Annotated in this window: 17 protein-coding genes; 13 read left to right on the forward strand and 4 right to left on the reverse strand. The window is 74.3% G+C overall.

The window, feature by feature from the left end:
- The first annotated feature begins 234 nt into the window (after window positions 1-234).
- From OG689_RS07280 to OG689_RS07290, 3 genes are all read left to right on the forward strand, one after another.
- On the forward strand, window positions 235-1,179 hold the full coding sequence (locus OG689_RS07280; RefSeq protein ID WP_266318744.1) for a polyphosphate kinase 2 family protein: 945 nt from the start codon (window positions 235-237) through the stop codon (window positions 1,177-1,179).
- Between the two features lie 109 nt (window positions 1,180-1,288).
- Complete coding sequence (locus tag OG689_RS07285; RefSeq protein WP_266318745.1) at window positions 1,289-4,012, forward strand: HAD-IC family P-type ATPase; 2,724 nt, start codon at window positions 1,289-1,291, stop codon at window positions 4,010-4,012.
- Between the two features lie 108 nt (window positions 4,013-4,120).
- Window positions 4,121-4,849, forward strand: coding sequence for a DUF5995 family protein (locus OG689_RS07290; RefSeq protein ID WP_266318747.1), 729 nt, complete (start codon window positions 4,121-4,123; stop codon window positions 4,847-4,849).
- A gap of 63 nt (window positions 4,850-4,912) precedes the next feature.
- Here OG689_RS07290 and OG689_RS07295 read toward each other — a convergent pair whose 3' ends face one another.
- Window positions 4,913-6,376 carry a GuaB1 family IMP dehydrogenase-related protein gene (locus OG689_RS07295; RefSeq protein WP_266318748.1) on the reverse strand — a complete coding sequence of 488 codons (1,464 nt, stop codon included), beginning with the start codon at window positions 6,374-6,376 and terminating at the stop codon, window positions 4,913-4,915.
- A gap of 367 nt (window positions 6,377-6,743) precedes the next feature.
- On the opposite strand from OG689_RS07295, the gene OG689_RS07300 reads away from it, so the two are divergent.
- The 7 genes from OG689_RS07300 (at window position 6,744) to OG689_RS07330 (ending at window position 16,821) form a co-directional block, all read left to right on the forward strand.
- Complete coding sequence (locus OG689_RS07300; RefSeq protein WP_266318749.1) at window positions 6,744-8,276, forward strand: hypothetical protein; 1,533 nt, start codon at window positions 6,744-6,746, stop codon at window positions 8,274-8,276.
- A complete protein-coding gene (locus OG689_RS07305) occupies window positions 8,273-9,445 on the forward strand; it encodes a hypothetical protein (protein WP_266318751.1) in 1,173 nt (390 codons plus the stop codon). Before OG689_RS07300 ends, OG689_RS07305 begins: the two co-directional genes overlap by 4 nt.
- Window positions 9,446-9,515: 70 nt before the next feature.
- A complete protein-coding gene (locus tag OG689_RS07310; RefSeq protein ID WP_266318753.1) occupies window positions 9,516-10,634 on the forward strand; it encodes an ADP-ribosylglycohydrolase family protein in 1,119 nt (372 codons plus the stop codon).
- A 234-nt stretch (window positions 10,635-10,868) separates the two neighbouring features.
- Window positions 10,869-11,228 carry an SseB family protein gene (locus OG689_RS07315; RefSeq protein ID WP_266318755.1) on the forward strand — a complete coding sequence of 120 codons (360 nt, stop codon included), beginning with the start codon at window positions 10,869-10,871 and terminating at the stop codon, window positions 11,226-11,228.
- A complete protein-coding gene (locus OG689_RS07320) occupies window positions 11,228-11,860 on the forward strand; it encodes a hypothetical protein (protein WP_266318757.1) in 633 nt (210 codons plus the stop codon). Before OG689_RS07315 ends, OG689_RS07320 begins: the two co-directional genes overlap by 1 nt.
- Entirely contained in the window at window positions 11,860-14,079 is a 2,220-nt protein-coding gene (locus OG689_RS07325; protein WP_266318759.1) for a putative T7SS-secreted protein, read from the forward strand. Before OG689_RS07320 ends, OG689_RS07325 begins: the two co-directional genes overlap by 1 nt.
- A 15-nt stretch (window positions 14,080-14,094) precedes the next feature.
- Window positions 14,095-16,821, forward strand: coding sequence for a hypothetical protein (locus OG689_RS07330; RefSeq protein WP_266318761.1), 2,727 nt, complete (start codon window positions 14,095-14,097; stop codon window positions 16,819-16,821).
- A 39-nt stretch (window positions 16,822-16,860) separates the two neighbouring features.
- Here OG689_RS07330 and OG689_RS07335 read toward each other — a convergent pair whose 3' ends face one another.
- Window positions 16,861-17,982 carry an ADP-ribosylglycohydrolase family protein gene (locus OG689_RS07335; RefSeq protein WP_266318763.1) on the reverse strand — a complete coding sequence of 374 codons (1,122 nt, stop codon included), beginning with the start codon at window positions 17,980-17,982 and terminating at the stop codon, window positions 16,861-16,863.
- A gap of 429 nt (window positions 17,983-18,411) precedes the next feature.
- On the opposite strand from OG689_RS07335, the gene OG689_RS07340 reads away from it, so the two are divergent.
- The 3 genes from OG689_RS07340 (at window position 18,412) to OG689_RS07350 (ending at window position 21,070) form a co-directional block, all read left to right on the forward strand.
- Window positions 18,412-19,911 carry an SDR family oxidoreductase gene (locus OG689_RS07340; RefSeq protein ID WP_266318764.1) on the forward strand — a complete coding sequence of 500 codons (1,500 nt, stop codon included), beginning with the start codon at window positions 18,412-18,414 and terminating at the stop codon, window positions 19,909-19,911.
- Between the two features lie 40 nt (window positions 19,912-19,951).
- Window positions 19,952-20,407 carry an NUDIX domain-containing protein gene (locus OG689_RS07345; protein WP_266318765.1) on the forward strand — a complete coding sequence of 152 codons (456 nt, stop codon included), beginning with the start codon at window positions 19,952-19,954 and terminating at the stop codon, window positions 20,405-20,407.
- A gap of 204 nt (window positions 20,408-20,611) precedes the next feature.
- The gene (locus tag OG689_RS07350; protein WP_266318766.1) at window positions 20,612-21,070 is read left to right on the forward strand and encodes a DoxX family protein; all 459 of its coding nucleotides are present in this window, start codon (window positions 20,612-20,614) and stop codon (window positions 21,068-21,070) included.
- A gap of 131 nt (window positions 21,071-21,201) precedes the next feature.
- Here the strand turns inward: OG689_RS07350 and OG689_RS07355 are convergent, their stop codons facing one another.
- Together OG689_RS07355 and OG689_RS07360 are read right to left on the reverse strand one after the other, a co-directional pair.
- The gene (locus OG689_RS07355; RefSeq protein WP_266318768.1) at window positions 21,202-21,810 is read right to left on the reverse strand and encodes a phosphoribosylanthranilate isomerase; all 609 of its coding nucleotides are present in this window, start codon (window positions 21,808-21,810) and stop codon (window positions 21,202-21,204) included.
- Between the two features lie 126 nt (window positions 21,811-21,936).
- Window positions 21,937-22,896: a D-2-hydroxyacid dehydrogenase family protein gene (locus OG689_RS07360; RefSeq protein ID WP_266318769.1), complete on the reverse strand. Its 960-nt coding sequence runs from the start codon at window positions 22,894-22,896 to the stop codon at window positions 21,937-21,939.
- Window positions 22,897-23,075 lie beyond the last annotated feature (179 nt).

A 23,075-nucleotide genomic window follows, 5' to 3' on the forward strand; every position in this document is an offset into this window, starting at 1 on the left:
GTTGCGCACCCCGCGCCCCACCCCACCGCCCGGCGGCTGCCGGGCCCTGGTGCCGGGCCCCACAGGCCGAGTTGCGGCCCCGGGGCCGCGCCCGCAGGCTCGGACCCAGACCCGGGCGCGGGGGCTCCGCCGGACGACGGAGCGGGCCGCGGAGGGCTCCGACCGCCCCGGCCGCGACTCGACCGCGAGGGCGGCGGCGGCCCAGCCCGCGCACACCAGGAAGGCTGGTCCCGGATGGCAGGCAAACAGGCCCGGCGGATCGCGAAGTTCATCGAGCCGCTGCGGGTGGAACCCGGCTCCCGGGTGGACCTCGGCGACTTCGACCCCCGCTACAAGGCCGGGATGAAGAAACGGGAAGGCGTCCGGCTGCTGGAGAGCGGCGTCTCGCTGCTGGCCGAGTACCAGGCCCGGCTGGCCGCCCAGGACACCTACGGCGTCCTGTTCTGCCTGCAGGCGATGGACGCCGGAGGCAAGGACGGCACCATCCGGCACGTCATGAGCGGGGTGAATCCGCAGGGGGTGCACGTCAGCAGCTTCAAGGTGCCCTCCACCGAGGAGCTCGACCACGACTACCTCTGGCGGTACGCGCGCAGGCTCCCCGCCCGCGGGGACATCGCGATCTTCAACCGCTCCCACTACGAGGAGGTCCTCGTGGTGCGGGTCCACCCGGAGGTGCTGGACCGCCAGCGGATCCCGGACGCCGCCCACGGGTCCTCCCTCTGGGACCGCCGCTACCGGGAGATCAACGACTGGGAGCGCCACCTCACCGACAACGGCTTCAAGGTGGTGAAGGTCTTCCTGAACCTCTCCAAGGAGGAGCAGCGCACCCGGTTCCTGAAGCGGATCGACCTCCCGGAGAAGAACTGGAAGTTCTCCGGCGCCGACGTCCGTGAGCGCAAGTACTGGGACGACTACCAGGAGGCCTTCTCCGAGATGCTCTCGGCCACCAGCACCCCGTGGGCGCCCTGGTACGTGGTGCCGGCGGACCGCAAGTGGTTCGCGCGGATCTGCGCCGCGGCCGTCCTCGCCCACACCCTGATCGAGATCGACCCCCGGTACCCGGTCGTCGACGAGGAGGCCCACCGGGATCTGCTCGCCGCCAAGCGCCGGTTGAAGAAGGAAGCCCCCAAGGGCGCGCCCGCCGACCCGTACGCGGCCCGGCACGACCTGCCCGGCTGACGGCGGGGGCGACCGGCGGGCGGTGCACGGCGGGCGATGGACAACGGGCGAACACGGGCGGGGCGGCCCGGGCGGCAGCAGGGAAACCTGGGGAACGGAGACGGCGGAGATGGCAGTCGAAGCAGGCCCGACCGGGCCGCAGCCGGCCGAGCGGCCGGACTGGTACGCACGCTCCCCCGAGGAGGTCGCGCGCCTGCTGGGGGTCGACCCGGAGGCCGGCCTCACGGACACCCGGGTGGCCGAACTGCGGGCGGCCCACGGCCCCAACGCCCTGCCCGAGGAGCGGCCCCGGCCGGCCCTGCTGCGCTTCCTGGACCAGTACCGAAGCTACATGCAGATCATCCTGGTGGCGGCGGCCGTGGTCTCGTTCGCGATCGCGCAGTGGAGCACCGCGATCCTGCTGGTCGCGCTGACGCTGCTGAACGCGGTGGTGGGGCTGCGGCAGGAGGGCAAGGCCGCCAGCGCGATGAACGCGCTGAAGTCGATGATGAAGAACACCGCCCGGATCCGCCGCGACGGCGCGGAGTCGCAGATCCCGGCCGAGGAGCTGGTACCGGGCGACGTCGTGCTCGTCACGGCCGGGGACCAGGTGCCGGCCGACGGGCGGATCGTCCGGGCCAGCGCCCTGCAGATCGACGAGTCCGCGCTCACCGGCGAGAGCACCCCCGCCGCCAAGGACACCGCCGTACCGCCGGGCACGAAGCTCGGGCCGGGCGACCAGAGCGACATGGCGTTCATGAACACCCCGGTCACCCACGGCAGCGGGGTGCTGATCGTCACCGGCACCGGCGCGGACACCGAACTCGGCCGGATCTCCGGCATGCTGTCCGCCACCGCGAAGGAGGAGTCGCCGCTCACCCGGGAGCTGAACAACCTGACCCTGTGGATCGCGGGCGCGGCCGGCCTGACGATGATCGTGATGTTCGCGCTGGGCCGCAGCCGCGGCCAGGCCTGGGACACCCTGTTCATCGCCGCGGTCTCGCTGGCCATCGCGGCGATCCCGGAGGCGCTGCCGACCGTGACCCAGGTGATCCTCTCGGTGGGCAGCCTCAACCTGGCCGAGCGCAACGCGATCGTCAAGGAGCTGCCGTCGGTGGAGACGCTGGGCTTCACCTCGGCGATCAACTCCGACAAGACCGGCACCCTGACGATGAACCAGGTGACGGTCGTCGAGGTGATCAGCCCGACGGACCGGTACACCGTCTCGGGCACCGGCTACGGCCTCGACGGCCGGATCCACCACGCGGCGGGCTCCGCCGCGGGCATCGAGGACGCGATCCTGCCCTTCCTGGTGGCCGGCGACGCCACCCTGGTCGACGGCACGGTGGTGGGCGACCCGACCGAGGGCGCACTGCTCGTGCTGGGCCACAAGGCCGGGCTGGACGTGGAGGCCACCCGCGGGCGGATGCCCAGACTCGCCACCCTGCCCTTCGACCCGGGCTACAAGCTGATGGCCACCTTCCACGCGGCGAAGGACGACTCCGGACGGCCCGTGGTGCGCTGCTTCGTCAAGGGCGCGGCGCCCGCGGTCATGTCCCGCGCCGTCGGCGCGCTCGCCGCCGGCGAGAGCGTCCCCTGGGAGGGTGAGCTGAGCCGTCGGGCCCAGGAGCAGGTCGAGCGGATGGGCGGCGAGGGCCGCCGGGTGATGGCGGCCGCCGCCCGGGACCTCGACCCCGCGGAGTTCGACCCGGAGGGCGACCTGCTCGCGCTGGTCACCGGACTGCGGATGACCGGCCTGGTGGGCATGGTCGACCCGCCCCGGGCCGAGTCCAAGGCCGCCGTGGCCAGTGCCCAGGACGCCCACATCAGGGTGCGCATGGTCACCGGTGACGACGTCACCACCGGCGCCGCCATCGCCCGGCAGCTGGGCATCCCCGGCGAGGCCGTGCTGGGCGCCGACTTCGCCTCCTGGTCGGAGCAGGAGCAGCGGGCCCGGATCGCGGACATCGGCGTGGTGGGGCGGGTCGCGCCGGAGCACAAGGTCCTGCTGGCCGACACGCTGAAGAAGAACGGCGAGGTCGTGGCGATGACCGGGGACGGCGTCAACGACGCGCCGGCCATCAAGGCCGCCGACATCGGCATCGCCATGGGCAGCGGGACCGACGTGGCGAAGAACGCCGCCCGGATGATCCTCTCCGACGACAACTTCGCCACGATCGTGTTCGCGGTGAAGGAGGGCCGCAAGCTCTACGACAACCTCACCAAGTACGTCCGGTTCGTCCTGCTGCTGCTGGTCACCTTCGTGCTGACCTTCCTCGGCGCGACGCTCTTCAACATCGCCGCGGGGGAGCCCTTCCCGCCGCCGCAGGTGCTCTGGATCCACTTCGTGGTGAACGCCCCGTTCGGCTTCGCGCTCGGTTTCGACCAGGAGAGCCCGGGTCTGATGCGCCGTACGCCGCGGCCGCGCGGCGAGTCGGTGCTGACCCGGCCGCTGCTGACCACGGTCGGCCTGGCCGGCCTGGCCCTGACCGTCATGCTGCTGGCGCTGATCAAACTCGGCGAGAACCACTTCGGCAGCGTGCACGTCGGCAGTTCGATGGCGTTCACCGCCTTCTCGCTCTGCCTGATCGTGGCCGCGTTCGAGTGCCGCAGCGAGACGCAGTCGGTGCTGAGCCCGACCACGTTCGACAGCAAGCAGATGAACCTGGCGGCGCTGTCCGAGTTCCTGCTCGCCGTGCTGGTGACCCAGTTGGACGGGTTCCGCCGGATCCTCGGCACCGCGGAGATCGACCTCCGCCAGTTCGGGTGGGCGCTGCTCGCCGCCGTGGCCTTCCTGGCACTGTGGGAGCTCGGCAAGGCGCTGGCCCGCAGGGGCCGGGCGGCCGCGGTCTGAGCCGGCCCGCCCCGGCCGGGGAGCGGTTCCGCGCGGCGGGCCCGCCTCCCCGCCGTACCGGCCTATCATCGGACGATCCGCCCGGTCCGCCGTGAGAGGACGCCCGCCGTGACGATCAGTGACTCCCTGACGGTCGACCAGGCCGTCGACCGGATGCGGGCCCTGCGGGACCTGCTTCCCGCCGCGGACGGCGTCGCCGTCTTCAACCGGATGTACCTGACCGTCACCGAGCTGGTCCGCGACCGCCTCACGGACGGGTACTTCGAGGACCCGCCGGCCGTGGCCGCCCTCGACGCCCTGTTCGCCGGCCGCTACCTGCGGGCGGTCGACGCGGCCGCCGCCGGCACCCGGCCGCCCGCCTGCTGGCGGCCGCTGTTCGAACTGCGTGGGCACCCGGGCATCCACCCGCTGCAGTTCGCCCTGGCCGGGATGAACGCCCACATCGAGCACGACCTCCCGCTCGCCGTGCTGGACACCTGCCGCCAGCTCGGCCGCCGCCCGGCCGAGCTGGCCGCCGACTACCGGCGGATCAACGACCTGCTGGCGCAGGTGGAGGACGAGGTCCGGGACTCGCTGCTGCCCGGCCCGGACGAGCTGCCGCTCGCCGACCCGCTGCTGCACGTGGCCGGCGTCTGGAGCATCGACCGCGCCCGCGAGGCGGCCTGGGCGAGTGTGCTGGCGCTGTGGGAGCTGCGGCCGGTGCCGTTCGCCTACACGGCGGTGAGCACCGCGCTGGACGGCTCGGTCGGCATGGTCTGCCGGGCGCTGCTCACCCCGCTGGACGGGCCGACGCAGGCCGGCCGGCCCCCCGTCGCGGGGAGCCGGCCGGCCGGTTGAGCGGTTCGCCCGTCCCGGTCAGGCCGTCCGCCTGCCGCAGGTCGGGCTGCGCACCCGTGGGGATCAGGCCCAGCTGGAGTGCAGCGGCTTGCCCTCGGCGTAGCCCGCCGCGCTCTGGATGCCGACCACGGCCTTCTGGTGGAACTCCTCCAGGCTGTTGGCGCCCGCGTAGGTGCAGGAGCTGCGCACACCCGCCACGATCGAGTCGATCAGGTCCTCGACGCCCGGGCGGGCCGGGTCGAGGAACATCCGCGAGGTGGAGATGCCCTCCTCGAACAGCGCCTTGCGGGCGCGGTCGTAGGCCGACTCCTCCGAGGTCCGGTTGCGCACGGCACGCGCCGAGGCCATCCCGAAGCTCTCCTTGTACTGGCGGCCGTCGGCGGTGGTCTGCAGGTCGCCGGGCGACTCGTAGGTACCGGCGAACCAGGAGCCGACCATCACGTTGGAGGCGCCGGCGGCCAGTGCCATCGCCACGTCCCGCGGGTGGCGGATGCCGCCGTCGGCCCAGACGTGCTTGCCCAGGCGGCGGGCCTCGGCGGCGCACTCCAGGACGGCGGAGAACTGCGGCCGGCCGACACCGGTCATCATCCGGGTGGTGCACATGGCGCCGGGGCCGACACCCACCTTGAGGATGTCCGCGCCGGCCTCGACCAGGTCGCGGACGCCGGCGGCGGAGACCACGTTGCCGGCCACGATCGGGATCTGCGGGTCCAGCCCGCGCACCGCGCGCAGCGCGCTGATCATCGACTCCTGGTGGCCGTGCGCGGTGTCCACGATCAGGACGTCGGCGCCGGCCTCGATCAGGGCCTTGGCCTTGCCCGCGACGTCGCCGTTGATGCCGACGGTGGCGGCCACCCGCAGCTTGCCGGCGGCGTCCACGGCCGGGGTGTAGAGGGTGGCGCGCAGGGCGTTCTTGCGGGTCAGGATGCCGACCAGCCGGCCGTCGGCGTCGACCACCGGGGCGAGCTTGCGGTGGCCCTCGTTGAGCTTCTCGAACGCGGCGCGGGGGTCGATGCCGTCCTCCAGCAGCAGCAGGTCACGGGACATGACCTCGCTCAGGCTGGTGAAGCGGTCCACGCCGTGGCAGTCGGAGTCGGTGACCACGCCGACCGGCTTGCCGTCCTCGACCACGACCAGCGCGTTGTGGGCGCGCTTGGGCAGCAGGGAGAGCGCGTCGGCGACGGTCGCGCCGGGCTCCAGGGTGATCGCGGTGTCGTGCACCAGGTGGCGCTGCTTGACCCAGCCGATGACGTCGGCGATGACCTCGGTCGGGATGTCCTGCGGGATCGCGACCAGGCCGCCGCGGCGGGCCACCGTCTCGGCCATCCGGCGCCCGGCGATGGCGGTCATGTTGGCGACGACCAGCGGGATGGTGGTGCCCGTCCCGTCGTTCGAGGACAGGTCGACACCCTGCCGGGAGCCCACGGCGGAGCGGCTGGGGACCATGAAGACGTCGTCGTACGTGAGGTCGTACGGCACCGAATTACGGTCGTCGTAGCTGCCGGTCTGGGGGTTCAAGAAGCGCATGAAGAAGGCTCTCTGGCTTTGGGAGGGTACACCTCGGGTGCGGTTAGGGCCGGCCGGCCGAGCGCACTCGGGCGCCCCGCACCCAACCGTCAATAGTTGCCGATACCCCGCACGAACGCCAGTTCACACGTCATTCCTGAAGATCCGCACAAGCCTTCGCCCGGCCTCGCCGTTTCACCTTGTGGGAAGCTACAAATAGGCCGTCGCGAAAATGGCCGGCCACCAGCTCAGGCGCTCTGTTAAGGTCGCCGGGCCGGCCGCGGGACTCCGGCGCGACTTCCGGAATGTGCCTTGTAACGCAATAGTTCGCAGTTCGCGCCCCCATTCCCCGGCCGGCCTCCACACCAACCCGGGGGGACGGTCACCGATGGCCACCGAGGAAACCTCTCGCGACCTCGTCGCCGCCGACGACGTCCTGCTCTTCGTCAACGCCGCCATCACCGCAACCGGGCAGCGCGAATTCCACTCCGAGGCCGGTGAGCAGCGCCTCTCCCTCGACTTCCTGCACTCCTACATCCTGGGCAACTACCGCGACCTCTACGCGGCGGTGCTCGCCCTGGACATCAACGACCACAACGCGGCCCTGATCGTCCACCGCCTGCTCGCCACCGCCGGTGAGGCCACCGCCGCGCAGCGCCGCTCCGAGGGCCGGCTGATCGCACGCCGCCTCGCCCTGCTCCCGCCGCAGCGGGTCTACCGGCTGATCCGCGAACTGCGCCGGGCCAAGGTCAACAACCGGCGCACCCGGGCGATCATCCGGCACTGGCTCACCGCCCGGCCCGACCCCGCCCTGGACGCGGTCAAGTACCGCGCCGGGCTCAAGCTCGCCCTGCGGCACACCCACCTCACCCCGCCCGGCGAAGAGCTCGGCGACTTCCTGTTCCGGCCCGCCCGGCAGCGCGCGTTCGCGACCCCGCTGCTCGACAGCTGGCGCCGCGCCCACTACCAGCAGTCCGCCCTCTACGAGCTGCCCTACAGCGTCGCCGAGGGCTTCGCCGCCAAGCACGGCGTCGCCCGCGGCGACTTCCTGCAGAAGATCGCGCCGCGGATGACCCGGCGGGAGCAGCTCCGCGCGCAGGAGTCCGGCCGGCGGCACGGGGCCGAGGCCGTCCGCGCCGACCTCGGACGGATGCCGCTGACCCGGCTCGCCGCCTACGTGCTCGGCCTGCCGACGGCCGACCGGGTGTCGCGCCGGACCGAACTCACCGAGGCGCTGCGCACCGCCGCCCGCCGGGCCGCCGGGCCGCACCGGGGCAGCTGGGGGCGGGTCGCCGCCGTGCTGGACGACAGCTTCTCCACCACCGGCTCCGGCCAGAAGCGCCGTCGCCCGCTGACGGCCGCGCTGGCCTGCCACTTCCTGCTCGAGGCGCTCGCCGCCGAGTACACCCCGCTGTGGACCTCCGGGCGCACCGACGCCCTGCTCGTCCACCCGCTCGGGCCGACCCCGCTCGGCCTGCGGATCGTGGACGCGCTGGACACCGCGCCGGAGCGGCTGCTGATCGTCTCCGACGGCTGGGACAACGCGCCGCCGGGCCTGGCCGGCGAGGTGCTGCGGGTCTGGCGCACCCGGCTCGACCCCGCGGGCCGCACCAGCATCGTCCACCTCAACCCGGTCTACGACGCCGAGGACTTCGACGTCCGCCGGCTGGCCCCGACGGTGCCCACGGCCGGCCTGCGCGACGCCGAGGACCTGCCCACCCTGGTCGGGCTGGCCCGCTTCGCCGAGGGCCGTACCGGCCTGCCCGAACTGACGGCCTACCTGGACGAACGGACCCGCGCCTTCCTCGACCCGGCCCCGCCCGTCGCCGCAAACCCGCCCGTCGCCGCAACCTCACCCGTCGCCGCAACCACCCCCGCCCAGGAGCCGCTCCCCCGGCCCGTTCCCGAGGACGCCCGATGACGCCCCAGGCGACGACCACGCTGGACCTCACCGGCCTGCGGACCGGCCCCTCCCAGCTCTGGGGCGCCGTCCGGCTGGTCCCGCTGCTGCGGGACGAGCCGGTCGCCGGCCTGCGCCTGCACCGGCGCGCCCTGGACGAGGAGCACGGCGTCGTCCAGCTCGACCGGCGCACCACCTACCACTCCTACCTCCCGCACGCCTTCGTCGCCGACCGGACCGGCGACGGCACCCCGGTGGCCACCTACGGGACCCACCTCACCGACGGCGGCCCCGCCGAACCGCCGCCCGCGAGCATCCCGCTGCGGGTCCACCACCGGCTCGCCAAGCGTGAGAGCCGCACCCGGCTGCGCTTCCTGCCCCAGCACCTCGCCCTCGAGGGCTACCTCAGCCTGCACTTCGGCGGCCCGTCGGTGGTCTGGGAGGAGTGGTCGCAGCGGGCCGTCCGCCAGGGCCTCTCCCCCCGCGCCGAGGAGGCCTGGACCGGCGCGCAGGTCCGCGGCCTGGCGGACGCGCTGCGGCTGTTCGAGATCCACCCCGGCCAGTGCGGCGTGCTGCTGTACCTCGGGGACGCGCTGGCCGCCGCCTTCGCCGTCCCGCACCCCGAGGACTACCGGGCCCTGCACCCCACCCTGGTCCAGGACCTCTACGGCGAACAGGTCCACCACTACGCGACCCTGATGCTGCCGCTGCCCGACTTCCGGGCCCGGATCGCGGGCGCCGGCATCCGCTCGGTCGCCGACCTGCGGGCGGCCGCGCGGCGCCAGGAGGAGGAGTGGGCCGGGTTCCACGACTCCACCATGGCGGCCGGCCTGCTCGGCCCGGCCTACACCTTCCGCACCGTCCGCCGGCTGGGGCACTTCACCCTCAGCCGCTTCCTGCCCGGCTTCCGGCAGCGGGAGGAGAACCACATCGGCGAGACCATCACCGACGAGGCCGGACGCACCGCCTACCTGAAGACCTTCCGGCTGTCGGAGAAGCAGGTCCGCCGCGGCCACCTGCTCGACCGGATGGCCGCGCACGACTGGCACCTGGGCCGGACGGCGGCCGCCCTCGGCATCGGCGAGGCCCAACTCGGCCTGCGGCTGGAGGCGGCGGGCTTCGGCGCCCTGCTGCGCCAGGACGTCCTGGACGGCTACCGCCGGCAGGCCCGGGCGGCCGGAGCGCGCTGAACGCCAGGGCCCGGTCGGACGGACCCGCCCCCTACGATGGCCGGTGATCGAACATCAAAGGGGGACGCACGTGAAGTACCTGCCGTGGGACCAGCTGACGGCCTATCGCGCACGGGTGCGCGGCTGTCTGCTCGGCGGGGCGATCGGGGACGCCCTCGGCTTCCCGATCGAGGGCCTGGCCATGCCGGGGATCGAGGCCCGGTACGGGGAGACCGGCATCACCGGGCTGGTCCCCGACCGCGACGGCGTGATCGGCCGGATCAGCGACGACACCCAGATGACCCTCTTCACCGCCGAGGGCTGGCTGCGCGGCTACGCCCGGGCCATGTCCAGAGGCATCAGCGGGGCGGAGGTCGTCCTCGTCCAGCACGCCTACCTGCGCTGGCAGGAGACCCAGGACCACGAGGACCCGCCGCCCAGGTACGACCTCGTCCACCGGACCGGTCGGCTGCGGGAGGAGCGCTGGTTGTACGCCCGTCGCGCGCCCGGGATGGCCTGCCGCTCCGGCCTGCGCCAGAACCACGTCCCGGACTCACGGAGCGTGATCGACGGCACCCCGGGCCCGGTCAACCCCGACTCGAAGGGGTGCGGCACGGTGATGCGCTCGGCGCCCTTCGGCTTCACCGAGGGCGACCCCCGGGGCTCCTTCGAACTCGCCGCCCGCTGCGCGCAGATCACCCACGGCCACCCGACCGGCTACTACGCCGCCGGCGCCTTCGCCGCGATGATCAGCCATCTGCTGACCGGGGAGGGCCTGGAGTCCGCCGTCCTCAAGAGCATGGAACTGCTCGCCGGCTACCCGGGCCACGAGGAGACGACCGCCGCCCTGCGCAGGGCCGTCGACCTCGCCCGGACCGGCCCGGCGACCCCGCTGACGGTGGAGAGCCTCGGCGGCGGCTGGATCGCCGAGGAGGCCCTGGCCATCGCCGTGTACGCGGCGCTGGCCCGCACCGACCACTGGAAGAACCGCACCCCGATCGAGTCCGCGTTCCTGACCGCCGTCAACCACTCCGGCGACAGCGACTCCACCGGCTCCATCTGCGGCAACCTGCTGGGCGCCCACTACGGGGACGGCCTGCTGCCGGCGCACTGGCTGCAGCAGATCGAGGGCCGGGCCGTGATCGCCGCGCTCGCCGACGACTTCGCCGCCGAGGTCCACCCCGGCGAGCAACGCCCCTGGGAGTACTGACCGGCCGGGCCCGGACCGGTGCGAGCGGCCCGCCCGACCGGCACCGGCGGACGCCGGAGGCCCGAGGTGGAGCGGCGACGGCGTGCGGCGCCCGTAGTGACTGTCGCAGGACCGCCACAAACGCCCCGCCTGCTGGTTCTCCCGTGCACCCCCGCCAGGTGATCGAGTACCTTCTCCCTTCGAAAGAACATCGGGGGGCGAGTGTTGAACGCGGGTCTGACACACCAGGTACGGATGCTGCACGCCGGAGCCGGTGATCCCGGCATCGTGCTGGCCGCGTTCCGTTCCAGCGTCGTGTTCGTGCCGCGGGACGCGGACGGCCGGGTGTGGACCGGGGACGAGGGCGGGATCCGCTGGATCTGGGCCTTCAGCACCGAGGCGGCGATAGTCGGGTTCGCCCGGGCCCGCGGCCACCAGGGCCCGGAGCTGGACTGGTTGACGGTCCGGGGCTCGCGGCTGCTGGACGTCGCGGTGCCCGCGGTCGGCGTCCCCTGCGGAGTGGCACTGGACGTGGGGAGCGCGCAGCCGATGCTGTTCCCGCCGGTACGGGGGATCGTGCCGGACGCGGTCGCGCTCGACGGGGAGGAGAACTGATGGCGGACTTCCAGGTCGATCCGGAGGCCCTGAAGCTGACGGCGAAGGGCATCAACGACGCGATCGGCGAGTTGAAGAAGGTCGGGATCGCCGAGGGCGCGGTGGTGGGCCGGGGCTTCACCGACCTCGAACTGACCGGCGGGCAGATCGGCTCCCCCGGCTGCAAGTCGGCCTTCGACGAGTTCTGCGAGCGCTGGGGGGTGATGGTGCGCGGGCTGGTCCAGCAGGGCAACGAGATCGCCGAGAAGCTCGACCTGTCCGCCGGGATCTACCACGACCACGAGCAGTACGTCTCCGGCGCGCTGAAGGACGCGGTCAGTGCCGCGATGGGCAACCCCAACCTGACACAGGACCAGGTCGAGGGCCGTTCCTGGAGCCAGACGCTGGCGGACAACCAGGTCACCCAGGTCGCCCACGCCGACTACTCGGCGAAGTCCTTCGAGGAGGCGGCGCTGCACTCCGCCGGCACCTGGAAGGGCGTGGAGGCCGACCTGCTGGAGAACAACATCATGCTCGACCAGGTCGGCGACGAGGAGTGGAACAAGGAGCACGCGGCCAAGGCCAAGGCGATGTCGGACGCCCTCAACCAGCGCTTCGAGGCCTACACCCAGCAGCAGGCGGGCGGCCACTGATGGGCGGCCTCCTCGGGAGCGTCAAGAGCTTCGCCGGCGACTTCGTCAACGTGCACGCGCACGCGGTCGGCGGCGCGCTGGACTTCGTCGGCCTGGAGGACGCGGGCCGGGCGGTCGGCAAGTGGGGCGACGGCATCGCCGAGGACCTCGGCGCGGACGTCGGAGAGCTGAACCTCGGTGAGACGGACGACCCGAAGCAGCTCGTCCACGGTGATGTGAAGGCGATCGGCGAGACCGTCCAGCACCTGCAGAAGTTCACGCTCGCCTTCGAGGAGGTCGCCGGCGGGCTGAGCCGGATGGACGCCGACCACTGGCAGGGCCAGGCCGCCGACGCCTTCCGCAAGAAGTTCGCCACCCAGCCCACCGCCTGGCGGGTCACCGCCGACGCCTGCGAGGCCGCGGCGAAGGCGCTGACGGCACTGGCCGGCACCCTCGCCTGGGCCCAGGAACAGGCGCAGCAGGCCATCGACCTGTACAAGAAGGCCGAGCAGGCGACCAAGGACGGCCAGGCCGCGTACAACCACCAGGCGGACGAGTACAACCGGGCCGTCAAGGCGTACAACGCGGCCTCCGACGCGGGGCAGAGCCCCACCGCTCCCACCAGGCCGGCGCCGTTCCAGGACCCGGGCGCGGCCGGGCGCAAGCAGGCCGCGGAGGTGCTGCTGGCGGCCCGCAAGCAGCGGGTCAGCGCCACCGGGACGGCCGAACAGGCGATCAGGGCGGCGACCGGCCACGCCCCCCAGGCGCCCGGGCTGATGGACCGGATCGGCAACGCCCTGGTCGACGCGCCCGACGTCATCGCGGGCAGTGCGCTGCACCTGGAGGGCGGTTTCCTCAAGGGCGGCGCCGACCTGCTGAAGTTCGCGCGCGGCGTGAACCCCTTCGACGTGTACAACATCACCCACCCCGCGCTGTACCTGGACCACCTGAACTCCGTCGCCGGGGGCCTGGCGTACACCGCCAACCACCCCACCGAGCTGGCCAAGGCCCTGGTCGGCTCCGGCTGGGGCTCGGACCCGGCCGAGGCCGGCGGCAAGAGCCTGTTCAACCTGCTCTCGGGCCTCGCCACCGGGGGCGGCAGCGAGGCGGCGGCCGTCACCGAGCGGGTGGCCGTCAACGCCCTGGAGCGGGCGGCCCAGCGCACCGCCGTCGACGCCGCCGAACGCGGCGCCGCGCAGGTGGCCGAGAACGCCGGTCAGCGGGCCGTGGCCGGCCTGGGTGAGCACCCCTTCGTCCCCCGGGTGGAGCCGGTCGTACCGAAGGTGGAGCCGGGCGGACTGCCGGACGGCTGGACGCTCAAGCCGGCCGAGGGCCCCAAGTTGGACGCCACCCCCGTGCACGAGCCGGCGGCGCCGCAGCATCCGCACGTCCCCGTGCAGTCGGCGCCCGAACCCCACCACGTCGAACCGCAGGCCCACCAGCCGGAGCCGCCGGCGCACCGGCCCGAGCCCGGCGCCCACCAGCCGCAGGCTCCGGAGGCCCCCTCCCACCAGCCCGAACCGGCCTCGCACGCCCCCGAGAGCGCGCCCCACCAGCCCGAGCCCGCGTCCCCCTCACCGAACTACCACTCCGAGGACAACGGCCCGCTGGCCGCGATCAAGCACAACCAGGAGATGGCGGATCTGGGGGCCGCCGAGCGGGACATCGCCCAGCAGGGACGGACCTTCGAGGACGACGCGGCCAGGGAGTACGGCGCCAAGACCTGGAACGAGACGGCCGACAATCTCCCGGCGGAGCAGCGCAAGGCCGTGGAGAACTACACCCTGGACTCGGAGACCGCCCCCAAGGGCCAGTCCTACCAGGACATCAACAGGTCCCTCCGGGACGAGATCCCCCGGACCTCGCAGATCGACCAGCAGGTCGCGGACCTCGACAGGGCCCTGCAGGCTCACCCCGTCCCGGAGGACATCGTGGTCACCCGGGGTACCGACCTCGGGCACCTCGACGTCGCCGATCCCGAGGACCTGGTCGGCAAGACCATCACCGAGAAGGGCTACATGTCCACCTCGCTGGGTGATCTGCCGTCGATGTACCAGGGCAAGGAGGCGATCCTGCACCTCAGCGTGCCGGGCGGCACCCCCGGGCTCTGGGTCGAGAACGTCGGCGCGATGGGGGCCGCCGAACGGGAGCTCCTGCTCGGCCGGAACCTCGACTGGAAGGCCACCAAGGTCGTCAAAGTCGGCAATCAGTACCATGTTTTCGGCGAAATCCTGGGATGACGGAATGAGTGACCAGTGATCGACAACGACTGGGCCAACGAGCGCCTCAACCAGGACCTGCAGTTCCTCGTGGTGTCCTCGCCGCCCCGCTACGCGTCCGAGACCGACCACCCGGTGGAGTACGTCGCGGCGGTCGCCCCCGAGGGACACGTGACCGGCTACCTCTGGTGGTGCGACGCCGACGGGGCGGCCGCCTTCGCACGACGGCTGGCCGTCCCGAGCTGGAACGCCGGCTCCTTCTGGTACAGCAAGCTGCTGGAGGCCAAGGCCCGCAACCTGCTCCCGTCCCAGGCCGTGCGGGAGTTCCTGCTGGAACCGGGCACCGGCTCGTCCGGACGGCTCGACCCCGCGTCCAGGGCCGTGACCGGTCTCGCGGCCCTGACCGAACTGGCCGCCGAGGGCTGGCAGCCCCCGGGCGACCGGGTCAAGCCGCTCGGCTGGCGCCCGGACCCGCCGCTGAGCCACGAGCAGTCCGAACTCGCCCAGGCCGCCGGCGGCTGGCTCTACCAGACCGACCCGGGGTACGACCCGGCCGGCCAGGTGCCGCCGCAGGCGGTGACCGGCGCCTGGCAGGTCGGCCCCGCCGGGCGGCTGCTGCGCTTCTGGCACAACCCGGTCTACGGCACGGCCCCCGCCCCCGTCGCGCCGGCCGACGCGGGCGCCCCGGTGCCGCCGCTGCGGGCCGGCCGCCGGCCGGCCGGCGTCGCCCTGCTCGGCTGGCTGGAGGACGGCCGGGCACCCCGGCTGTGCCGGGTCGCCGGCTCGTCCGGCAGCGGCCGCACGCACCTGCTGCACTGGCTGACCGCCGCCGCGCCCCCGGACAACCCGCGGGCCGGCCGCCGCGTGCACGCGGCACTCTCCGCCGAGGGCCTGACCGTCCGTAGCGCCACCTGGCTGCTGGCCGCCCGGCTCGGGCTGGTCGCCGGCACCCCCACCGACCTGATGGAGGCCCTGCAGGACGGCGTTCCCCGGACCCTCGCGATCACCGACCTGGACCGGGCCGGCGGCGAGGGCCTGCCGGACGCGGCGGAGCGGATCGCCGTCGAGCTGCTCACCCCGCTGCTGCGGGTCCCGTGGCTGCGACTGGTGGTGGAGTCCGGCTCCGGCACGCCCGCCGCCCTCGCGCTGGACGCCGCCGCTCCCGGCGGGGCCGTGCTGGACCTGGACGAGCCCCGGTGGACCGAGGTCGAGCGCTTCACCGCCTGGTACGGCGCCCTGGGCGGCGATCCGGTGACCGCCGGTCGGGTCCACCCGAGCCCGGGCCTGGCCCAGCTGGCCGCCCGCACCCCGGCGACCCCCGGCGACCCCGGCGCCGCGCCGGCCGACCGGGCGTCCGCACTGGCCGCGGCCTGGTGGACGGCGCTGCCGGCGGACCTGCGGCCGGCCGTACGCTCGCTCGCGGCCGACGGACCGGCCACCGCCGAGCTGTGGGCCGCCCTGCCGGGCAGCGGTGGGCCGGAGGCCGTCCGCCGAACGACCGAGCTGCTGGCCCCGCCGGCCGACGGCAGGACCTGGCGGCTCCGGCCGGACCAGCTGGCGGCCCGGGTGGTGGCCGAGTCCCCGCCGGTGGACCACGCCGTGCTGGTGCGGAACATCGCGGACGGCGTCCCCCGGCTGGACACCGGCCGGCCGGACCTGGCGAGCGCCGGCCCCGAGCGGCTCGGGGCGCTGCTGCGGCACGCCGTCCCCGCGGGCATCGCCGGCCAGCTGCTGGCCGACCCGGAGTTCCTGGTGCACGCCGACCGGGCCGCGGTCACCGCCGCCTTCGAACGGGCCGAGGCCGCCGGCGACCCACCGGGCGCCCTGGCCGAGGCCTGGCAGCTCGCCGGCCCGGTCTGCGCGGACGGCGCCCCGGCCGCCCGGGCGGCCGCCCTGCACGCCTGGCTGGCGGGCCGCGACCAGCAGGCCGCCGACCGGTGCGCCGCCCTGTCCGGCGTGCCCTGGACGGCACGCTGGTCCTACCGCCGGCCGAACGGGCAGGTGCGCCGGGCGATGCTCGGCCACGGCCGCTACGCCGGCCGGCTCGCGGTGGCCGTCAACGGCATCCTGCGGCACGTCGACCCGGCGACCGGGCAGGACGCCGCGAAGGTCGACCCGATCCGGCTGCCCGGGTTCCCCACCGTCGCGATGCTCTGCGGCGCGGACGGCTCCTACTACCTGCTGCGACCGGACGGTGTCGTCACCGAGCTTCCGCTGCCCGGCAGTTCGCAGAACAGCCTGTCCCGCGCGCTCGACTGGGCCACCCGCAACTTCCCCGACGGGGTGACCGCGCTGGCGACCCACGGCGAGCAGGACGGGCCGGCGACGGTGGCCGTGGGTGACGGCGGCGGCCGGCTGCACCGCTTGCGCACCGACGGCGGCCCGGTGCTCTCCGCCGACGGCGCGCTCCATCGGGGCGCCGTCACCGCCGTGGACGTCGCCGTCCCCGCCGGTGGCGAGGTCGTGGTGAGCGGCGGCCGGGACGGCCGGGTGTGGAGCTGGGCGCACGCGGCCGGACGGGCGCCGGAGCTGGTCGACGAGCGGGACCACCCGGTCACGGCCGTGGCCGTGGCGGGCACCGCCCGGGGCCCGGTGACGGTCGCCGCCTGGTCCGACGGCCTGGTCCGGATCCGTCGACCGGACGCCGTCGGCCCGGCCCTCGACCTGCGCCTCGGCGGGCCCGCCCGCTCGGTCACCGTCGACCCGACCGGCCTGGTCTGCCTGGCGCTCCCCAAGGGCGTCATAGCGCTGAGCATCGACTGACGGCCGCCCGGACACCGCGCCGGGCGGCCGGACGCGTGCTCAGTGGTACAACCACGGACGTGACTCGCCGGGGTGGACCTCGGCGGCGAAGTCGTCGGCGAGCGCGGCGATCACGGCCCGGCCCTCGATCTGCTGCAGCCAGTGCGCCGGCAGCAGGCAGTCCCCGTAATGGGCGCCCAGCAGGTTGCCGCAGACGGAGCCGGTGGAGTCGCTGTCGCCGGAGTGGTTGACGGCGGTCAGCAGGGCGATCTCGACGGGTGTGCGGTCCTCCCGGTACTCGGTGGGGGCGAGCGCCGTGTAGAGGCCGACGGCCAGGGCCTCCTCGGCGATCCAGCCCGCGCCGAGGCTCTCCACCTTCGACGGGGTCGCCGGGCCGGTCCGGGCGAGGTCGACGGCCCTGCGCAGGGCCGCCGTCGTCTCCTCGTGGCCCGGGTAGCCGGCGAGCAGCTCCATGCTCATCAGGACGGCGGCCTCCACCGACCCGCCGTTGACCAAGTGGCTGATCATCGCGGCGAAGGCGCCGGCGGCGTAGTAGCCGGTCGGGTGGCCGTGGGTGATCTGCGCGCAGCGGGCGGCGAGTTCGAAGCACCACTTGGGGTCGCTCCCGGTGAAGCCGAAGGGCGCCGAGCGGACCACCGCGCCGCACCCCTTCGAGTCGGGGTTCACCGGGCCCGGGGTGCCGTCGACCGGGATCCACGGTACGGGGACGTGACTCTCCCGCAGCCCGGCGGCGGTGGCCGGGCCGGGCCCGCGTCGGGCGTACAGCCACCGCTCCTCGCGCAGCCGGCCGCTGCGGTGCCGCAGGCCGTCCCGCGGCGGCGGTTCCGGGTAGGTCTGGGTCTCCTGCCAGGCCTGGTACGCGTCGTGCACCATGGCGGTCTCCGCGCCGCCGAGCCCCCTGGCCATCGCCCGGGCGTAGGCGCTCAGCCAGCCCTCGGCGGTGAAGAGCGTCAGCTGGGTCTCGTCGCTGATCCGCCCGGTCACGCCGTCGAGGTCCGGGACCGGTCCGGTCACGCCGTGCTCCCCGTACCGGGCCCGGATGCCGGGCAGGGACAGGCCCTCGATCGGGTGGCCGAGGGCGTCCCCGATCGCTCCGCCGAGCAGGCAGCCGCGCAGTCGTGCGCGGTACACCGCCAGCTCACGCAACGACAGCTGTTCCACCTGTGTCCCCCTCCAGCGATGATCAACCGCGCGTCAGCCTAGCCGCCCCCTGCGGTGGGGCCGCCGGCCCGGCGGCGCCCCGGTCCGCCGCCGCGTCCCCGCCGCGTCCCCGCCGCGGACGTCCGCGGCGGCGGACCGGACGGGGGGGTCGGACCGGACGGGGGGTCGGACGGGTGGGTCGCCGTGGCGGCCCGGTCCGTGATCCGCGTCACCCGGCGGGCCCGGACGGGCCGGCGCCGCCGGTCGGCGCGGGGAGGGAGGTCGGGCGTCACGCGGGGCCGGGTCGATGTGCCCCGCCCCTCCCGCCGCCCCCTGCCCGGCCCCCTCCGCCGGGCTGATGATCACAGCGGTTTCGCCTCGTCCCGGCCCGGCCCAGTAGACTCCGCCCGGTAACCGGGCGGGGAAAGCGAGCAAGGAAGCAGTGACGGCATGACGGCGGTCGAGGACATCCAGGACACCGGGACGACCCCGGAGACGGTCGAGTACGGTCCGGGCATCGACCCCGAACGGCTGGCGCTCTGCCTCGACGTGCTCGCCGAGCTGGACCAGCTCGACGTGGACCACCCCGACGCGATCACCGTGCGGCAGGCCGTGGGCGGCGTCTTCCGTACCCTCAAGCAGCGCCGCCGCCAGGAGATGCGGGCCCGCAAGACGGCCAACGACCGCGCCGTGACGGCCGCCACGGCCACCGGCGCTCCCGGGCGGATCGACGACGAGACGGCCGGCGCCTTCGGCCTCACCACCGTCACCACCACCGAGATCGCCGGCGTCCTGGAGCGTCCGCGCTCCTGCTACACCTGCAAGCAGCGGTACGTCGAGGTGGACGCCTTCTACCACCAGCTCTGCCAGTCCTGCGCGAAGCTCAACCACAGCCGCCGGGACGCCCACGCCGACCTGACCGGCAGGCGCGCGCTGCTGACCGGCGGCCGGGCGAAGATCGGGATGTACATCGCGCTGCGGCTGCTGCGCGACGGCGCCCACACCACCATCACCACGCGCTTCCCCAACGACGCGATCCGCCGCTTCAAGGCGATGCCGGACAGCGCGGAGTGGCTGCACCGGCTGAAGATCGTCGGGATCGACCTGCGTGACCCGGCCCAGGTGATGGCGCTGGCCGACGAGGTCGCCGCCGACGGGCCGCTGGACATCCTGATCAACAACGCCGCGCAGACCGTGCGCCGGCCCCCGGAGTCGTACCGCGAGCTGGTCACCGCCGAGTCGGCGCCGCTGCCGCTCGGCGAGCTGCCGCAGTCCACCACCATCGGGCGCTTCGGCAGCGGCAGCGTCGAGCTGCCCGCCCTGCCCGGCCAGGCCACCGGCGGCAGCGAGCGGCTGAGCGCCGAGGACGTCACCTCCCTCGCCCTGGTCTCCGGCTCCGCCTCGCCGGCCCGGATCGAGGCCGGCACGGCCATCGACGCCGGCGGCCTGGTGCCGGACCTGGCACCGACCAACAGCTGGGTCCAGACGGTCAGCGAGGTGGGCCCGATGGAGCTGCTGGAGGTCCAGCTCTGCAACTCCACCGCGCCGTTCATCCTGATCAGCCGGCTGCGCCCGGCGATGGCCGCCTCGTCGGCCCGCCGCAAGTACGTGGTGAACGTCTCCGCGATGGAGGGCGTCTTCAGCCGCGGCTACAAGGGCGCCGGCCACCCGCACACCAACATGGCCAAGGCCGCGCTGAACATGCTGACCCGCACCAGCGCCAAGGAGATGCTGGAGAGCGACGGCATCCTGATGACCGCCGTCGACACCGGCTGGATCACCGACGAGCGTCCGCACCCCGACAAGATGCGGCTCGCCGCCGAGGGCTTCCACGCCCCGCTGGACCTGGTCGACGGCGCCGCGCGGGTCTACGACCCCATCGTCCGCGGCGAGTTGGGCGAGGACCTGTACGGCTGCTTCCTCAAGGACTACGCCCAGTCCACCTGGTGACACCCGCACCGCCCGCCTCGACCGTCCCAGGGAGGGACCGATGACCGTCGCACCGATCCTCGGAGTCGGCGTGATCGTGCCCACCGGGACGGGCGAGGTGCTGCTCGGCCGTCGCATCACGGCGGGCGAGCAGCCCACCTGGGGCCTGCCCGGCGGCAAGGTCGACCAGCCGGGCGAGTCCTTCGAGCAGGCCGCCGCCCGGGAGTTGGCCGAGGAGACCGGCATCGAGCTGCCGGCCGGCGCCATGCGCGTACTGGCGGTGCTGCTGGACCATCAGCTCGGCCGCCCCCGGCTGACGGCCGCCGTGCTGGCGCCGCCGAGCACCGCACCCGCCGAGGTCACCGAACCGCACAGCTGCGCGGGCTGGGAACGCTTCGGGACGGACGCGCTGCCGAGCCCGCTGTTCCACCCGTCGGGGCTGGTGCTCGGCCGCTGGCTCCCCGGCCGGGCCGCCCTGCCGGACGCCACCTACGCCTATCCGGTCGCTCGGGGCTGAGCCCTGAGGACTCCGAGCCCCGAAGACTCCGAGCCCCGAGGACTCCGGACGAACCGTCAGAATCCCTGCCTCCCAGGCCCGTTCCGCCCCGGCGGAGGGGGCCTGAGCTGTATCCGGACGGTAAATTCTCCGCGGGCGGGGTTGCGCAATCGCCCAACTCAGGTAAGCCTTACCTGAAAATCCCCGTCTGTCAGGAGCACCTCAGTGTCTCTCGTCCCCCGCGAATCCGTCGAGACCGCGCGGCCGTACGTCCTCGGCCTCTTCCGGATCGTCGTCGGACTGCTCTTCGTCTGCCACGGCGCCGCCTCGCTGTTCGGCGTCCTCGGCGGGGCCAAGGGCGGCGGCGCCGTGCCCGCGCTGAGCTGGCCCGGCTGGTACGCGGCGGTGATCCAACTGGTCGCCGGCGGACTGGTGCTGCTCGGTCTGGCCACCAGAACGTCCGCCCTGCTCTGCTCGGGCTCGATGGCGTACGCCTACTTCTCGGTGCACCAGGAGCACGCGCTCTGGCCGCTGCAGAACGGCGGCGAGGGATCGGTGCTGTTCTGCTGGACCTTCCTGCTGATCGCCGTGGTCGGGCCGGGCAGCCTGGCCCTGGACGGCGTCCTGGCCCGCCGCGGCTTCAGGCCCCCCGCCCGCACCGAGCAGCCGCCGGCCGTGGCCTGACCGAGGCCGCGGCCGCCCCGCAGGACGGGGGCCGGCCCGGGGCGGGCCCGGGCCGAGCGGGGCTGAGGGGCCTCGGGTCCGCCCGGCGGCCGCCCGGCCGGCCGGCCCGGGGCGGGCCATGCACCAGGGCCTCAGCCCCGCTCGGCCGCCCGGACCTGCCGGAGGAACTCCTCGATCAGCTCGGGGCTCTTCACCCCGCGCCGAACCTCCACCCCGCTCGACACGTCCACGCCCCACGGACGGGCCAGCGCCACGGCCTCGGCGACGTTCGCCGGAGCCAGGCCGCCGGCCAGCATCCACCGGCCGCCCGGCGGGGCCTCGCCCAGCGCGGACCAGTCCCAGCTCTCGCCCGAGCCCGGGACGGGCGAGTCGAGCAGCAGCAGGTCCTCGCCGAAGTCGCCGCAGGACGCCCCGGCCGCGGCGTCCGCGGACGTGGCCCGCACCAGGGTCAGCCCCAGGTCGCGCAGGTCGGCGAAGGCCGAGGCCGGGTGGTCGCCGTGCAACTGGACGGCGCCGACCCCGGCCTCCCGCGCGTCCCGCCTCACCTGGTCGAGCGGCTCGTCCCGGAAGACGGCCACCGTGAGCACCCCTTCGGGCACCGCCGCGACCAGCCGGCGGGCCTGCTCCGGGCTCACCCGGCGCGGGCTCGCGGTCAGGACGAACCCGACCGCGTCCGCGCCGGCCCGTACCGCCGCCTCGACGTCCTGGGTGGTGCTCAGGCCACAGATCTTCACGAACACGCCGGCCGTTCCTCCTCCGCTCACCGCTGCAGTTCCGCTCCCACTCTGGCAGGCGGCGGGCCGCCCGCGCGATCCGGCCCCCGGCGCGGGCGGGGCCGGCCCGGGCGGTGGGAGGGAAGGTCCTCGTCAGCCCAGCCGGCGGACCGGCGAACCCGCGAGGAAGGCCACGATGTCCTCGACGGCCTGGCCGTAGTACGTCCGGTAGTTGCCGCGGGACACGTACCCGAGATGCGGGGTGGCCAGCAGTCGCGGCGCCGTGCGCATCGGGTGGTCCGCCGGGAGCGGTTCGATGTCGAAGACGTCCACGCCGGCCCCGGCGATGGTGCCCGCGCGCAGGGCCGCGAGCAGCGCGTCCTGGTCGACGATCGCCGCCCTGGAGGTGTTGACCAGGTAGCCGGTGGGCCGCATCAGCCCCAGCTCGGCGGCGCCGAGCAGGCCCCGGGTGCGCTCGCCGAGGGCGAGGTGGATCGAGACGAAGTCGCTCGACGCCAGCAACTCCTCCTTCGAGGCGGCCAGGCCCACCCCGACCTCCTCGGCACGCTCCTCGGTGAGGTTCTGGCTCCAGGCCGTCACCTCCATCCCGAAGGCGAGGCCGACCTGGGCCACCCGGCTGCCGATCTTGCCGAGCCCCAGCAGGCCCAGGCGGCTGCCGTGCAGGTCGGCGCCGAGGGTGGACTGCCAGGGGCCGCCCTCGCGCAGGGCGGTGGCCTCGGCCACGACGCCGCGCGCGAGCCCGAGCAGCAGCGCCCAGGTGTGCTCGACGGGCGGCGTCGACGAGCTGGCGGTGCCGCACACGGTGACGCCGTGCCGCTCGGCGGCGGCGTGGTCGATGACGGAGTTGCGCATGCCGGAGGCGATCAGCAGTCGCAGCGCGGGCAGCCTGGCGAACAGCGAGGCGGGGAAGGCCACCCGCTCGCGCAGCGTCACGACGATGTCGAAGCCGTCCAGTGCGGCGGCGAGTTCGTCCTCGGTCCCGAAGTGCTGGGGGAAGGTGACCACGTCGACCGAGTCGGCCACCGGCGACCAGTCGGCGACGGTGGTCGCGACCGACTGGAAGTCGTCGAGGACGGCGCAGCGGAGTTTCATGTCGGCTCTCTCCATCGGTGAGGTCCCGGCGGGATCGGGTCGGGGCCGGGCGCGGCCGCCGCGACCGGCTGTCAGGTCCTATCCGATCACGCCGTCGGGCGCCCCGTTCACCCGGCCCCGGCGGGCCGCCCGGGCACCGACGGCTCGTCAGCACCCGGGCAGGCGTGCGGAGCACTCGG

It is taken from the genome of Kitasatospora sp. NBC_00240 (assembly GCF_026342405.1).
GTDB lineage: Bacteria > Actinomycetota > Actinomycetes > Streptomycetales > Streptomycetaceae > Kitasatospora.